The following is a 15,817-nucleotide window of genomic DNA, read 5'->3' as shown; positions in this document are numbered from 1 at the left end:
TCTACTCTACCTGCCTTTCCCCCATCTTGTTTTTTATGGTTTTACGCGGTTCCAGCTCACTGGATCGCTTAATGCCAATGACCTGCGCATTCGTTCGCCACAGTTGGCTATACCCTTCGTTGTTTCGCTCCCATTGTGACAACGAGAAAAATTTAATTTCCGCTATCGTTTTGTCTGTATCATCCAAAATGAAGCGCAAATAGCTGTCCTTCTTCGAAACTTTCGGATCAATCGTCACCTTGCCATGCAGCTCTTTCGGTAATCTGAAGTAGACCTGTTCATTAGAATCACGATACTGCTGCTGCTTAAAAATCGTCCCTTTCGCCCCGTCCCACTGATAGAACGACACAAAATATGGAACCTCATCCAGCGGCTTGTTACTCCAACCTTTTGGCTTCTCCAAATTACCAAATTCCAGAATACCGTCACCATCCACATCACCACTGGCGATGGTCGCATCCTTAAAGGTGACATCCATAAGATTAAGCTTCCTGAGCTTGCCGTGATCCATCACAATGACATTGGAGACGGTAGTGGTCTGGGCAATTTTGGTATCTATAACAATCCCCTGCCTACCCTCGGCTACCTTGCCAGCAACGACATTATAGACACCTAAGACCTGACTGTCCAAATCCAACGATCCGATTTCCTTAAAGGTTCCCCCACTGAATTGAAATGTTTTAACTGTAAAGAATTCATTACGTCGCAGCGTGATAATCGTCAAATCATTCAAATTATCCCCGTTCAAGTCCATCTTGTTATGGTTAAAATCATCTACGACGAAGTCCGTATAGCCTGTAGCATATATTTTCTCCAGAGTTCCTCCGGTATAGGAATACACGATGAGTCCCTTCTGATCCCCGCCATCGCCACTATCTCCACTGGAAAAACCCGCTACAATATCGAGTGTTCCATCATTCGTTAAATCCACGAGCTTAAATGACTCTAGCACAGTGCCTTCCCCATCAAACGTTAGCTTCTTTACCCACGTTCCGCCCTGATCTTCAAACAAGGCACCATGTATTTTTACGCTCTCATCTGGCGTTTCATAAAAGAGCACTGCTTCGTCTGTGCCATCATTGTTCAGATCACCCGTCCGAATTGGCGTCGGGTCATCTGGGTCATTCGGTCTTAAAGGCTGTACCGCCCCTAGTTGCGTATTCACTGCACCATTCAACTGCTGTTTCTCGTCAGACATCGTCGGTGTCTCCATCAGCGAAATGGGATCGCTAATAACATTACAGCCGCTTAAAAATCCAGCAAGGAGCAGCAAGGAACAGCAGCCAGCTACCATTCTCAACAGCATTATTTTCACTTCTCTTGCCGTCCCCTTCACAATTTGTTCTTTTCTGCTTGTGTCAATCGTCTTCCCTGAATATCAAACACCAATTCACCATCATTCAACCCCCATATACGGGAAGCAAAGCGTTCAGCCATTTCCAGCGGCAATACAGTAATGATCGTCACCCGCTCGTCAGAACACAGCTTGCGAAAGGTCTCCAATACATGCGCTGCCGAAGCTGGATCAAGTCCATTTACAGGCTCATCAGCTAAAATAACTTTGGCTCCGTGCACGAGAGCACGCGCAGTCGCTACCCGCTGCCGCTCGCCACCGCTGAGCTTGTCGCATTTATCATGCGCCTTATCCAGCAGACCCAGATCCTCCAGTACGTCCATCGCTCCCATGTAATCGTCGGAACGCACCATACCGGTCACCATTCTCCACATTGGAGTTTGACCGGATCTGCCAATGAGCACATTTTTAAGAGCGGTTCGATTCATATTTAGATGCGGGTTTTGCTCCAGGTATGCCCATTCCCGCTTTATTTTCATCTTGCCCGTCCACCCGGATTTCAGCACATCATTGCCACCTACAATTAAACTGCCTTCATCCCATGGCTCTAGTAAAGCAAGACAGCGAAGCAACGTCGTTTTGCCGCTTCCACTTGGCCCTACTATGGCAATGAATTCGCCCTGATGAATTTCAGCATCAATTCCTCGAAGTAGCTGGGTCCGTTCAGGCCCCACTTGCTTGGTCAGCTTCCGAATTTTAATCATCTAAGTGATTCCCCTTTGCGCGCCATCAATACTGTTTATATTTTATAGTAAATGTGAAACAAATACCATGCAAACCGCAGTTTTAAACCGCCGGTACTCTTTTTCTGGAAAACAGACCTAACAATCCGAAAACAACGTAACTACCTCCAAGGACAAGAAACATGCTGCCTTGAGTTCCATAGTCCAGCAATCCTCCGCTAATATTAGGTCCGATCACACTTCCCAGATTAAAGTGAAAGGATGCCAGTACATTCGCGGCTGCTAAAAATGATTTGGGCAGCAGATCAGCGGCATAGGCCAAACCGAGGGAGAAAAAGGAGCCTACTAAACCACCTGCTAGGGTCAGCAATATCAAAGTGAACATAAAATGATTACCGCTCCATGGTAGCAACATAAAGGTTATTCCCCCTGCTATACCTACGCTCATTAGCACCTTTTTACGTCCCCAACGGTCACTCAGTATCCCTAGCGGTAGCTGCAGCACTAACCCTCCCAAACTGACGAACGGCAGCAAGGCGGCGATTTCATCGGTATGAAAGCCAATACGTAGGCCATAGACTGGAAAGTTACTGTTCAGGCTCGCTTCCATATAGCCGTATAGAAATGCTGGCAAAAGAGCGTACCATGCCCAGCTGTAACTGCGACGAAATCTTTGAGTGGGACGTGCCTCGGACTCCAGCTTCTCCGGTCTGGAGTCCGGCAGCTTAATTAACACCAACAGCAAGACAAGCAAGCACAATAAGGCCAACGCAGCGAATGGAACCAGCATTCCATAATCGAGTAGCCATAATCCCAATGGTCCTAATGCAAAACCCAGACCGTATGACATACCATAAAAGGAAATGTTGCGGCCTCGCTTCTCTGCTGGAGTCACCAGCAATATCCATAGCTGCGCAGAGTAGTGCAGTGCACTGTCACCAATACCTACTAGCAGACGCAGTACGAACCATACCCGAATATCAGGGATTAGCGGGAACAGCAGCAGCGTAATGAGCACTAGCACAAGCCCTCCGGCCATCAGCTTTTTGAACCCTAACAAGCCCAATGTCCGTTCTGCCACCAACGTCATTGCGAATGAGCCAATATACAGGGCAGCCGCATTCATTCCGTTTAGTGAAGATGAAACTCCCATTTGTTCCAACGAGATAGACAGAATAGGTAATAATAAACCTTGGCATAATCCAGCAACAATAATAACAGCAATTAAAATAAAATAATGAACCCGTAACGACGACGACATCCTAGCTCCTCCTGATCGAACAAATAAAATAATTAAAATTAATGTTAAGAAATGATTTGCATTTGATTCCATAATCAATAATAATTCTTATCACTATGTATTCCATACCGTCCTGCAAAACCGACAAACACATACAAATTCAGGTGTAATTAGTGTATTAGAGAATAGAAGAAAAAAATCGCCATCTGAGATGACGATTTTACGGAAAGAGCTTGTCTGGTATGTATCCGACTCCTTTGGTTAAGGAGCCTCGTATGTTCAATCCGAACCCATTCACGTCACAACGCACTATTTCATATTATAGTGGACAATCCCTGGCAGAACAAGCCATAATAAATAAGTGAGCAATTATTAAAATGCTCATGTTTTGCTTATGGACGGGCTTAATTACGTTCACCGCTCTGGGCTAGAAGACAGAATAGGAGGCATTGGGTTCCATGAGTTATCAAATTAAAATAGACACTTCTCCAATTTATGAATTGCTCGGCAGCTTCATGGCCTATGTGACTAAAAAGTGGGTCCAAGATATGGACTTGGGCCATGAATGGATCGACAAGGTGGATGCACGACTACAACATGAAGTTCGTACTGAGCTTGCTACAGCTCAGGATTGCCCTTTTAGCGATTATGACGCACTCTATGCCTGGGCGTTACTTCGACCGGAATCGGATGAAATATCTGATTATATCTCTTATTTGGACCACGGTCCGGATAAAGATATGTTTGAGCTGCTCGTTCCGCATATCCCTTTTTTAACCTTTGAAGAATCTTTACGCATTCGTAAGGTATACGCACCACTCCTCAAATTGTGGGATCGTGATTATTTTCGGGCCTTGGAAGGCGAACTACGTGTGTTGGCAGAAGAAGACGCTGCGGAAAAGCGCATGCTACTGAGTAAAATGGAACCGGAAGCACTGGTTGAGTATGCGACAGCTGGACTAGTCGTGCCACACATGGAAGACCTGGATACAGTAGTCCTATTTCCGGTTGTCCATAATCGCCCGATTAATTCATACTGTTTTTATACCCGCACACTGCTGATCCAGTATCCAGTAGATATTCCCGAGGAGAGCGAGGAAGAACCGCCTACGCTTCTGCTACGGCTCACTCGTGCGGTCAATGATCCGCAGCGGCTGCGAATTCTGCGTTATGTAGCTCAAGGTCCTAAGTCTCTCGAAGATATGCGCCATGATTTGAGCCGTTTGGAAGATACACTCATGTCTGATATGATGATTTTACGAGTGGCTGGTCTGCTCCGTATTCACATCGGACGTTATCATAAGGAAAAATTCAGCATCCGTCCCGATGGCGCGGCTGATTTACAGGTATTTTTGGAATCCTATATTGGATTGTAATTTGAATTGTACTTTTAGTTATAACCAAAGCAGCGTTAAAGCTTTGGCTTGGAAGGAGTATGCATCATGTCGTATCCGAAGCAGCACATTTTATTTGATCTTGATGACACCTTAGTCCACTGCAACAAGTATTTTGACCTTATCCTCAACCACTTTTTCGATTTGCTTCAGGAATGGTTTGCAACTCATAATCTAACGAAAAATACGATTCGTGAAAAACAAATCGAAATTGATGTGGCTGGAGTTCATCAAGTGGGCTTTGCCAGCGAGCATTTTCCACAATCTCTGATAGATACGTACCAATTTTTCTCGGAACAATTCGGACGCCGTCTCGATTTTCGGGAAGAGCAGGAGCTTCGCTCTCTTGGCCGAAGTGTGTACGAACAGGAAATCGAACCGTATCCAGGCATGGTCGAAACGTTGAACTCCCTCCAAAAAGCAGGGCATTCCCTCCACCTTTATACTGGGGGTGAGCAGATCATTCAAGAAAGAAAGATTGAACAAATGAAACTGGCTACCTACTTTAATGAGCGCATCTACATTCGCCAGCATAAAAATGTCGAAGCACTGGAAGAAATCATCCAGATGAATCGCTTGGACCGAAGCATCACCTGGATGATCGGGAATTCTCTGCGCACTGATGTATCTCCAGCCCTTGCCGCAGGTATTCATGCTGTGTATCTCAAGCAGCCTAAGGAATGGATTTACAATATGGTTGAATTGCAAAAAAACGTGAACTCCGTGATGTATACGATACAGAAGCTAACGGAAGTACCACGAGTTATCCACGAAAGCATACAATTGCATCAACAAAAAAGGACCCTCGGATAGGGTCCCTTTTTTGTTTTTAAAATGTTATTCAACCTTTGATTCAGCCAAAATGGTGGTCTAAACCCTGTCTCAGGATTCCTCTCGAACGCTAAGTTGTCCTGTACCTGGCTCATTCAGAACAATTCGCGCTTTCACGGTCGATCCATCTTTACGCTTAAAAGACAACAATTGCGTCTGTCCCTTCGTCAACAGAGATTTGAGCATCGTTCCGGTAATCTGCTTTCCAGCATATTCCTTCCAGACGACAAAGCCACAACCCTTCTTGTAGTGGCTGCACCCATACCCTTTGCGGCCTTCTATAATGCTTCCGCCGCAATTAGAGCGTGGGCAGCTACCCAAAGCTTGCCTTTGGCTCACCGAAAAGCCTGAGGCTCCTTCGGAGGAGCTGCGTGCAGCGGAACCCGCTGTTCCCGCAGCACGACTTGCTGGTGCTGCTGCCTGCTCCAGCGTTGCGCTTCCACCGCGTCCTGATGTAGCACGCCCCACCCCTTTAGCGGCGGTGCCTCCACTCGCGCGTGCATTACGTGCGCCTTCTTTTCCAGCTGCACGCTTTCCCCTTGCTTCCTCGCCAAAGGCATTTGCCGGAGCCGGTGGCTGCTGCCTCACCTTGTCAATGATGGACAACGTAAATCTTTTAACGTTATCCATAAACTTCTCTTGAGCCGCCTCTCCTTTGGAAATTTGGTGTAGACGACGTTCCCATTGACCAGTCATCTCCGGCGAGGCTAATAGATCAACCCCAGCATGACGGATCAGGTCAATAGCCATCTTTCCCTTTTCCGTAATAAGAATCTTTTTGCCCTTCATTTCAATATAGCCAACCTTTTTCAATCGTTCAATTGTGGCGGCCCGCGTCGCAGGTGTGCCTAAACCGGCGTCCTTCATGACCTCACGCAATTCCTCATTCTCCATCTGTTTGCCCGCGCTTTCCATCGCCTTAAGCAATGTACCCTCCGTGTAGCTTTTAGGGGGCTGAGTCGCCTTTTCTTTCATCTCGGCCCGAACACAATCCACGGGACGCCCCGCATCAATCTCAAACTTCTTATCCGTCCACTCGTCCGTTTCCTCTTCATCCTCTTTTTTCGGTGATTTGCTCTTTTTACCTTTATCCTGATCAGCCTTACTCAAAACCACTTTCCATCCCAAGGAAAGAAGCTCTTTGATATTTGTTTTAAACAGATGCTTGTCCACCTGTGTCATTACGGTATGCATTTTGTATTCAGCAGGTGGGAAAAAATGTGACAAAAACCTGCGAATAACCAGGTCATATACATTTTGCTCCTCCTTGTTTAACGTTCCTGGCCTTTTTAACGTCGGCAGAATAGCATGGTGATCCTCAACACGAGATGGATTGCAGACCGATTTATTCTGTTTATGGACCAAATTGGGGTTGGCTTGTTGTACCAGATCAGCATAAGGACCTGTCCCCAGCATCCGTAGTGCCTTGTGCATGCCGTCTATATTTTGCTCTGTCACATAGTTAGAATTGGTACGCGGATAGGAAATGACCTTGTGTCGCTCATAAAGCGCTTGTGCCACATCCAGTGTTTTTTTGGCCGAATAACCGTACTTGGCATTCGCCTCGCGTTGAAGCAGCGTTAAATCGTACAATTTAAAAGGATACTCTTTTGTCTGCTTAGTATCATATTTGGTGATTTTACCTGTTTTTCCACGAACGGCCGCAGCGATCGCCTCAGCTTCCTCTGGCTTCGTCAACCGATCCCCCTGCCACGCACCTTTGTACTTGATCTGTTCTTGCTTAAATTCAGCCCACACATCATAGAAGGTTTGAGACTGAAATGCCTCAATTTCCTTTTCCCGGTCATGAATCAGTGCCAGCACGGGAGTCTGCACCCGTCCTACTGACAGCAGTGTATTATGTCGTGTTGTGAACGCTCTGGAAGCATTCATTCCGATCAGCCAGTCCGCTTCACTTCGTGCCCTCGCAGCTTGAGTCAGAAATTCAAACTCCGAAGCATCTCGCAATCGTTCAAAGCCTGTCGCAATACTTTCCGCTGTCAAATCTGAAATCCACAGCCGCTTAACTGGCTGATGCAACTTCAATTGCTGCTGAATCAACGCAAAAATATATTGCCCTTCCCGTCCAGCATCACAAGCATTTACGATAGCATTGCAGCGTTTAGCCAGTTCACCAATCATTTTCAGCTGATCTTTTGTTTTCGGATTCGGTACAATTTTGAACTGCTCAGGGATAATAGGAAGATCCTTAATATTCCATCGTTTGTACTTATCATCGTATGCATCCGGCTCAGCCAAACCCAACAAATGTCCGATCGCCCAGGTTACAATGTATTTCTCACCTTCCAAATAGGTACGGTTATTTTTAGCCCGCGGCTCCATAACAGCGGCAATCGTCCGTCCCATATCTGGTTTCTCAGCAATAATCAACGTCTTCATTCATACTCCATTCCTTCCTGACGGCCTTCTGTTTCTCCTCCATGAATCATACATATACATGGAATGTTAATGAAAACACAGGTATCCTGGCCTCATGCAAAAGGAGCCTTCTCCCGATGAAAGCTCCTTTGTAAATTCATTTAGTCAAACGCTTCAACAATATACGTGTATTATACCATAGATGCCATGCTTCTCTCAGGTCATGATTTTAAACAGTCAATAAAAGTTATGTATATGTTAATTTATATTACATAAATATCGGATTTTATCTAATTTTCTTGTGAATTAATTCTTTTTTCTATAAAAAAGCTACACTAAACACTCTTTTTTATGTTATGATCATTTTATATAAGAGATATATGATTACACAACTGAATAAAAGTCATATTATATAACATACATTTCACAATACTTTACATACCACCATAGAAAATTAATTGAGAAAAATATTGTAGACCAATAAACATTTATTCATCTTTCACTTCTGAGACACTCAGCTTGAAATACAATAAAACCCCATCCGAAGATGGAGCTTTGACTGATCCGTAACATAAAATTTATAATTACACCAAAACGGTAGCGCCCATGAGGTATTTATCAACCTCTCGTGCAGCTTCGCGACCTTCATTAATAGCCCACACGACAAGACTTTGTCCGCGACGCATATCACCTGCAGCAAAAACCTTATCTACATTGGTAACATATTTTCCATAACGTGCTTTAACGTTGGAGCGACGATCCGTCTCCAAACCAATTTGCTCTACAATCGTTTGCTCAGGACCATCAAATCCAATGGCAATAAGAGCAATTTGTGCAGGGAATATGCGCTCCGTACCTGGAATCGGTTGATAGATTTTGCGGCCCGTTTCATCAACAATCCGTTGAATTTGAATGGTGTGTAGCTCTTTCAAATTACCGTTCTCATCACCTACAAATTTGGTCGTCATGATGGAGAACTCACGCGGATCTTCTCCGAACAGCGCCTTCGCTTCTTCCTGTGCATAATCGAGAGAATACACGTTTGGAAATTGTGGCCAAGGATTGGCAATCGGGTCACGCTCCATAGGCGCTTTGGTGTGAGTACCAAATTGAGTGACACTCCGACAACCATGACGCAAAGAAGTAGCTACACAGTCTGAACCCGTATCACCACCACCGATTACAATAACGTCTTTACCTTGGGAGGACAAATAGTTGCCATCTTCCAGGTTGGAATCCAAGTAACTTTTGATGGTACCATTCAGATAGTCCATCGCATAATGAACACCCTTCAAATCGCTACCTTCAATGTTGAATTCTCTTGGCTTCGTAGAACCACCGCATAGGACAACCGCATCATATTCAGCAATCAACTGATCGGTAGGGATATCTTTGCCGATTTCCGTATTTGTGATGAATTGAATACCTTCAGCCTCTAGCAAATCCACACGCCGCTGAACAACCTTCTTATCCAATTTCATAGACGGTATTCCATACATCAATAATCCACCCACACGGTCCGCACGCTCATACACAGTCACGCTGTGCCCTGCTTTGTTAAGCTGAGCAGCTGCAGCCAAACCTGCCGGACCCGAACCAACAACAGCCACACGTTTGCCTGTACGCTTTTCTGGCGGATTAGGAACGACCCAACCTTCCTCAAAGCCTTTTTCGATAATAGCTTCCTCAATGGTTTTAATTGTAACAGACTGTCCGATCAGGCCGACTGTACACGAACCTTCACATGGCGCAGGACAGACACGACCTGTGAATTCCGGGAAGTTATTCGTTTTGTGCAGCCGCTCTAGCGCTTCCTTCCACAAACCACGATATACGAGATTGTTCCATTCCGGAATGAGATTATGAACCGGGCAGCCTAAAGTTGCTCCCATGATATCCATCCCCGTATGACAATAAGGAGTTCCGCAGTCCATACAACGCGCCCCTTGGGTACGCAGCTCTTCTTCAGACATATGCTTATGGAATTCTTCCCAATCCTTTATACGTTCTGCCGGGTCCCGGTCTGTAGGAAGCTGCCGTGTGTATTCCATAAATCCAGTTGGTGTAGACATGTTACGTTCCCCCATCTCTTCGCTTATGAACCCCGATCATCCATTCAGAATTTAAGTCAAATTCGAATTTGTCTGTTTGTATTATGAAAGGGTCTGTTCTCGTTGAATTTGATTTATTGTATCACAATACAGCGTAAAAGTGATGAAAACTTATGCAACTTTCTGCATCAACAGCCAAAAGGATTTTTTATATGGTTTATTAATTTTTCAAATGAGTGGGGTCGAATACAGTCTATTCTTATTCCGTTCTCTCGTAAACAACAAAACGATACTCATAGGGATTTTTGTCATCCTTGATACCCGGGGTCTCACTGACTATATTCCAGCCGTTCCAACCCAGCTCAGGGAAGGTTGTATCGCCTTCAAAAGTCTCCTCAATCCGAGTCACAATCAGCCGATCAGCATGTGGCCAAAACAGTGAATAAATCTCCGCTCCTCCAATGACCATTAACTCCTCCTGCTTTGCTAATTGGAGCCCTTTTTCCAGTGAATGAATTACTTCTGCACCTTCTGCCTGATAGCGCTGATCTCGAGTCAAGACGACGTTACGTCGGTTTGGCAGGCTTTTTCCTCCAAAGGATTCCCACGTCTTGCGTCCCATGAGTACCGTTTTATTAATCGTCTGCTCTTTGAAAAAGGCCATGTCTCTAGGGAGGCGCCAGGGAAGTTTGTTATCCCGGCCAATCACACCATTTTGTGCCATAGCCCATATCATTGAAATGCCCATTTTTCCACCTCCTCTAATCAGATGGCGACAGGCGCCTTAATCCCTGGATGATACTCGTAATTTTCAAAAGCAAAATCGTCGTAGGTATAATCAAAAATCGAATCCGGCTTGCGCAGAATTTTCAACTGAGGCAACGGATAAGGATCACGTTCCAACTGCGTATGCACTTGCTGCATATGATTTGAATAAATATGCACATCGCCGCCTGACCAAATAAATTCGCCGGGCTCCAAACCGCACTGCTGTGCAACCATATGCGTTAGCAATGCATAACTTGCGATATTGAACGGTAACCCTAAAAAGGTATCCACAGAACGCATCGTTAGCATACAGGAAAGTTTCCCTCCAGCTACATAGAACTGAAATACAAAATGACATGGAGGCAACTTCATCGATTCGATTTCAGCCACATTCCAAGCACTGACGATGTGTCGACGTGAATCCGGATTATTTTTAATAGCCTCAATGACATTCGAAATTTGGTCAATATGTTGTCCATCTGTTGTTTCCCACGAGCGCCATTGCGATCCATATACAGGCCCCAGATCGCCCTGCTCATCGGCCCATTCATCCCAAATGGTAACTCCGTTCTCTTTGAGATAAGAAATGTTGGTATCTCCCCGCAAAAACCATAACAGCTCATGAATAACGGATTTCAAATGTACTCTTTTGGTGGTCACCAAGGGGAAGCCCTTGGCCAGATCAAAACGAAGTTGTCTTCCGAAAACAGATAGTGTACCCGTTCCTGTACGATCCTCTTTTTTTACTCCATTCTCTAAAATATCCTCCAGCAGTTCCAAATAGTTACGCACGTTATTCCTCTCCTTTGAGCATGAATAAAAACCTGGCATCGCCAGATTCTAATCTTTAAAATTCTTTTTCTGCACCAATATCTATATTTAGTTTATCATGTACGGTGCTTCGTTGACCATGTACTGTGTGAATTTTCATTGTAGTCCTGAAAATCCTAAAGTTTGAAAAAAAAGAGACAAAGAGCGCAGATATAGCGCTCCTTGCCTCTCTTTGTCATGTATGAAAACCAAAAACGAGATAATGAAAAATGGTATTAGCGACGTGGTGCCAATGCGTGGATCGGATGACCCAGCACGACTTCTGCTGCTTCCATAACGATTTCGCCCAATGTAGGGTGAGCATGAATAGTCAAGGAGATATCTTCGAGTGTAGCACCCATTTCAATCGCCAGACCCAGCTCAGCAATAAGGTTGGAAGCTTCCAGACCTACGATTTGCGTACCCAGTACCAGACCTGTGTCAGCGTCAGCTACGATTTTCACAAAACCTTCAGCAGCGTTCAGGGAAACCGCACGACCGTTTGCTCCATAAGAGAACTTGCCAACTTTGACATTGTAGCCTTTTTCTTTGGCTTGTGTCTCTGTGTAGCCTACACTGGAGCATTCTGGATCTGTGAAAACGACAGCCGGCATACACTTGTAATCTACTACAGACGGCTCGCCTGCGATTGCTTCAGCAGCTACTTTACCTTCGTAAGAAGCTTTGTGCGCCAGAGCAAGACCAGCTACGATATCGCCGATTGCAAAGATGTGAGGAATGCTAGTACGTCCTTGGTGGTCAACTTTCACCATTCCGCGCTCATCTAGTTCGAGGCCGATCAGATCCAGACCCAGTTCACCGTCAGTGTTTGGACGACGTCCAACAGTTACAAGCAGATAATCAGCAGTTACTTCTTTGCTTTCGCCGTTGACGGAGAATTTCACTGTTACGTCTTTATCTGTTTGCTCTGCACTTTCCGCTTTAGCGCCAGTGAAGATTTCGATGCCAGTTTTCTTCATGCTTTTCGCAACGATTGAAGTCATATCTTTGTCGAAACCAGGAAGCACTGTATCCATACCTTCAATGATCGTTACTTTGGAACCGAATTTGGAGTACATTTGTCCAAGTTCTGCACCAATGTATCCACCACCGATTACGATCAGGCTTTTCGGAATTTCAGGCAGGTTCAATGCTTCTGTAGAAGACAGAATGCGTCCGCCAAATGGGAATGGTTTCAGTTCGATTGGACGGGAACCTGTTGCGATAATTGCATTTTTAAAACGGTAACGTGGTGATTCATGTTCGTTGAATACACGCGCTTCGTTTTCGTTGATGAACATGCACTCACCATTGAAAACTTCAACTTTGTTGCCTTTGAGCAAGCCACTTACGCCGCCTGTCATTTTCTTAACAACACCGTTTTTGAATTCTTGTGTTTTAGCAAAGTCTACTTTTACGTTCTCAGCCGTAATACCGAAAGACTCGCCATGTTTAGCTGCTTCGTATTGATGAGCTGCAGAGATCAAAGCTTTGGATGGAATACATCCACGGTTCAGACAGACACCGCCCAGCTCAGATTTGTCAACGATCAATACGCTTTGTCCCAATTGTGCGGCACGGATGGCAGCTACATAGCCGCCAGGACCCGCACCGATAACCAATGTGTCAATATCCAGAGAAGCGTCTCCTACTACCATTGATTACACCTCCATAACAAGCAACTCAGGGTTAGCGAGCAGCTGTTTGATATAGTTCATGAAGTTTTGAGCAGTTGCACCGTCAATAATACGGTGGTCAAAGCTCAAGGAAAGAGCCATTACTGGAGCAGCTACAATTTCACCGTTTTTCACGACTGCTTTTTCACTGATGCGGCCAGTACCCAAAATCGCAACTTCAGGGAAGTTAATGATTGGAGTAAAGAACATACCGCCTGCGGAACCGATGTTAGTGATTGAGATTGTGCTCCCTCTCATCTCATTCGCAGCCAATTTTCCATCACGACCGCGCACAGCTAGATCACGAATGGAATCAGCAATCATCCAGATACTCTTACGATCAGCATCTTTGATAACAGGAACGATCAAGCCGTTGTCTGTATCTGTAGCGATACCGATGTTGTAGTATTTTTTGTAGACAATTTCGTTTGCTTCTTCGTCGATCGTGGCATTCAGAGCCGGGAATTGACGGGAAGCAGCAACCAAAGCTTTTACGATGAATGGCAGGTATGTTACTTTTGTGCCTTTCTTCTCAGCAATTGGTTTGATACGAGTACGGAAAGCAACCAGTTCAGTTACATCTACTTCATCCATAATCGTAACGTGCGGAGCCGTATAAGCCGATTTAACCATAGCATTGGAAATAGCTTTGCGGATACCTTTAAATGGTACGCGCTCTTCCTCAGCACGTGGATCTGCTGCTGGTGCAGATGGTGCTGCAGCTTTCGCTTCTTTCTTAGCAGGCTCTTGTGCTTTTGCAGCTTCTTTCGCTACTGGTGCAGCCGCTTGACCTCCACCATTTTTGAAAGCTTCTACATCTTCTTTGGTGATTTTACCATTTTTGCCGGAGCCACTCACTTGAGCGATGTTTACACCTTGCTCACGAGCAAATTTGCGGACGCTAGGTGTAGCCAATACGTCTTTGTTAGAAGCAGCAGGTGTTGCAGCTGGTTTTGTGTTAGCTCCGCCTTTTGCAGCATCCTCTTCTTGTTTCACAGCAGCTGGTGCATCTTCTTGTTCAGGAAGTTCGCCCTCTGCAGCGATTACAGCCACAACTTGACCTACATTAAAGATGTCGCCGTCTTTGGCAAATACTTCTTGAACCGTACCATTGACTGGACACGGAACTTCAACTACTGCCTTATCGTTCTGTACTTCCATGATGATATCTTCATCTGTTACTTTGTCGCCGGGCTTGATGTGAATCTTGATGATTTCGCCTTCGTGAAGACCTTCACCCAGCTCTGGGAATTTATATTCAAATCTAGCTGTACCTGCAGCTCCGCCTTGTGCAGCAGCACTTGGTTCAGGGCTAGCAGCTGGTGCTTCTGGTGCATCTTCTTGTTCAGGAAGTTCACCTTCTGCATCAATTACAGCTACGACTTGACCTACGTTAAAGATGTCGCCGTCTTTGGCAAATACTTCTTGTACTGTACCATTAACCGGACAAGGAACTTCAACTACAGCCTTATCGTTTTGTACTTCCATGATGATATCTTCATCTGTTACTTTGTCGCCGGGCTTGATGTGAATCTTGATGATTTCGCCTTCGTGAAGACCTTCACCTAGCTCCGGGAATTTATATTCAAATTTAGCCACGTTTAAAACCTCCCAAATTTACGGTGTGCTTTAATTAAAATTCCAATACTTTATTAACCGCATCAATGATACGTGTTGGCGTTGGCAACCAAGTATCTTCAATTTGAGCAAAAGGATAAACGGTATCTGGACCTGCTACACGCAGAACGGGTGCTTCCAGATGCAGGATTGCTTTTTCGTTAATTTGTGCAATAACTTCAGCAGCTACACCGGAACTCTTTTGCGCTTCTTGAACAACGATGGCACGATTGGTTTTTTGAATAGAAGCAACAACGGTATCAATGTCAATCGGGCTAATGGTACGCAAATCAATGATTTCTACTTTGATACCTTTTGTTTTTTCCAGCTCATCAGCAGCTTTAATCGAAGTGTGTACCATCATACCGTAAGTAATGATCGTCACATCGGAACCTTCACGAACTACATTAGCTTTGCCCAGTTCAACTGTGTAATCATTCTCAGGAACTTCAGCGCGGAATGCATGATACAGGTTCAAATGCTCCATGAAAAATACTGGATCATTGTCGCGTATAGACGCGATCATAAGGCCTTTTGCATCGTAAGGGTTGGAAGGAACAACAACCTTGATACCAGGTGTTTGAGCCAGAAGACCTTCCAAGGAATCTGTATGCAGCTCGGCTGCCTTAACACCACCACCAAAAGGTGTACGGAATACGATTGGAGAATTGTAACGTCCACCGGAACGGTAACGCATACGGGATGCTTGAATTGCCATTTGATCGAGTGCTTCAAAGATAAAGCCTACGAACTGGATTTCAGCTACAGGGCGGAAGCCTTGAATACCCAGACCCACAGCAAGACCCCCGATTGCGGATTCCGCTAGCGGAGTATCGAATACACGTTCTTCGCCAAATTCTTTTTGCAGACCTTCCGTAGCGCGGAATACGCCACCTACATGACCTACGTCTTCACCGAAAAGCAGGACGTTAGGGTCGCGTTTCAACTCTACGCGCAGTGCGTCACGAATCGCTTCTTTCATGTTCATTTGTGCCATTTGCTTCATTTCCTCCT

Annotated in this window: 12 protein-coding genes; 2 read left to right on the top strand and 10 right to left on the bottom strand. The window is 45.2% G+C overall.

The window, feature by feature from the left end:
* Position 1: 1 nt before the first annotated feature.
* From MKX59_RS13385 to MKX59_RS13375, 3 genes are all read right to left on the bottom strand, one after another.
* On the bottom strand, positions 2-1,336 hold the full coding sequence (locus MKX59_RS13385) for a hypothetical protein (protein ID WP_023988961.1): 1,335 nt from the start codon (positions 1,334-1,336) through the stop codon (positions 2-4).
* Complete coding sequence (locus tag MKX59_RS13380) at positions 1,333-2,058, bottom strand: phosphonate ABC transporter ATP-binding protein (protein WP_023988962.1); 726 nt, start codon at positions 2,056-2,058, stop codon at positions 1,333-1,335. The genes MKX59_RS13385 and MKX59_RS13380 overlap by 4 nt, the downstream gene beginning before the upstream one ends.
* A gap of 82 nt (positions 2,059-2,140) precedes the next feature.
* On the bottom strand, positions 2,141-3,298 hold the full coding sequence (locus tag MKX59_RS13375; RefSeq protein ID WP_023988963.1) for an MFS transporter: 1,158 nt from the start codon (positions 3,296-3,298) through the stop codon (positions 2,141-2,143).
* A 437-nt stretch (positions 3,299-3,735) separates the two neighbouring features.
* Between MKX59_RS13375 and MKX59_RS13370 the strand changes: the two genes are divergently transcribed.
* Positions 3,736-4,653: a hypothetical protein gene (locus tag MKX59_RS13370; RefSeq protein ID WP_023988964.1), complete on the top strand. Its 918-nt coding sequence runs from the start codon at positions 3,736-3,738 to the stop codon at positions 4,651-4,653.
* Positions 4,654-4,719: 66 nt separating this feature from the next.
* A complete protein-coding gene (locus MKX59_RS13365; RefSeq protein ID WP_028541704.1) occupies positions 4,720-5,484 on the top strand; it encodes an HAD family hydrolase in 765 nt (254 codons plus the stop codon).
* Positions 5,485-5,553: 69 nt separating this feature from the next.
* On the opposite strand, the gene MKX59_RS13360 is transcribed toward MKX59_RS13365, so the two are convergent.
* The 7 genes from MKX59_RS13360 to MKX59_RS13330 form a co-directional block, all read right to left on the bottom strand.
* Complete coding sequence (locus tag MKX59_RS13360; protein ID WP_028541705.1) at positions 5,554-7,902, bottom strand: type IA DNA topoisomerase; 2,349 nt, start codon at positions 7,900-7,902, stop codon at positions 5,554-5,556.
* A gap of 563 nt (positions 7,903-8,465) precedes the next feature.
* Positions 8,466-9,953 carry a glutamate synthase subunit beta gene (locus MKX59_RS13355; RefSeq protein ID WP_023988967.1) on the bottom strand — a complete coding sequence of 496 codons (1,488 nt, stop codon included), beginning with the start codon at positions 9,951-9,953 and terminating at the stop codon, positions 8,466-8,468.
* Between the two features lie 238 nt (positions 9,954-10,191).
* Entirely contained in the window at positions 10,192-10,680 is a 489-nt protein-coding gene (locus tag MKX59_RS13350; protein ID WP_340858479.1) for a dihydrofolate reductase, read from the bottom strand.
* Positions 10,681-10,697: 17 nt separating this feature from the next.
* Positions 10,698-11,492: a thymidylate synthase gene (thyA, locus tag MKX59_RS13345; RefSeq protein ID WP_340858478.1), complete on the bottom strand. Its 795-nt coding sequence runs from the start codon at positions 11,490-11,492 to the stop codon at positions 10,698-10,700.
* 254 nt (positions 11,493-11,746) lie between these two features.
* A complete protein-coding gene (gene lpdA / locus MKX59_RS13340; RefSeq protein WP_023988970.1) occupies positions 11,747-13,168 on the bottom strand; it encodes a dihydrolipoyl dehydrogenase in 1,422 nt (473 codons plus the stop codon).
* A gap of 3 nt (positions 13,169-13,171) precedes the next feature.
* Positions 13,172-14,785, bottom strand: a complete 1,614-nt coding sequence (locus MKX59_RS13335; RefSeq protein WP_028541707.1) for a 2-oxo acid dehydrogenase subunit E2 — start codon at positions 14,783-14,785, stop codon at positions 13,172-13,174.
* Between the two features lie 34 nt (positions 14,786-14,819).
* A complete protein-coding gene (locus tag MKX59_RS13330) occupies positions 14,820-15,800 on the bottom strand; it encodes an alpha-ketoacid dehydrogenase subunit beta (protein WP_013310510.1) in 981 nt (326 codons plus the stop codon).
* Positions 15,801-15,817 lie beyond the last annotated feature (17 nt).

Source organism: Paenibacillus sp. FSL R7-0340 (assembly GCF_038002205.1).
Classification (GTDB): Bacteria; Bacillota; Bacilli; order Paenibacillales; family Paenibacillaceae; genus Paenibacillus; species Paenibacillus polymyxa_B.
This window is presented reverse-complemented; position numbering and strand designations above follow the sequence as displayed.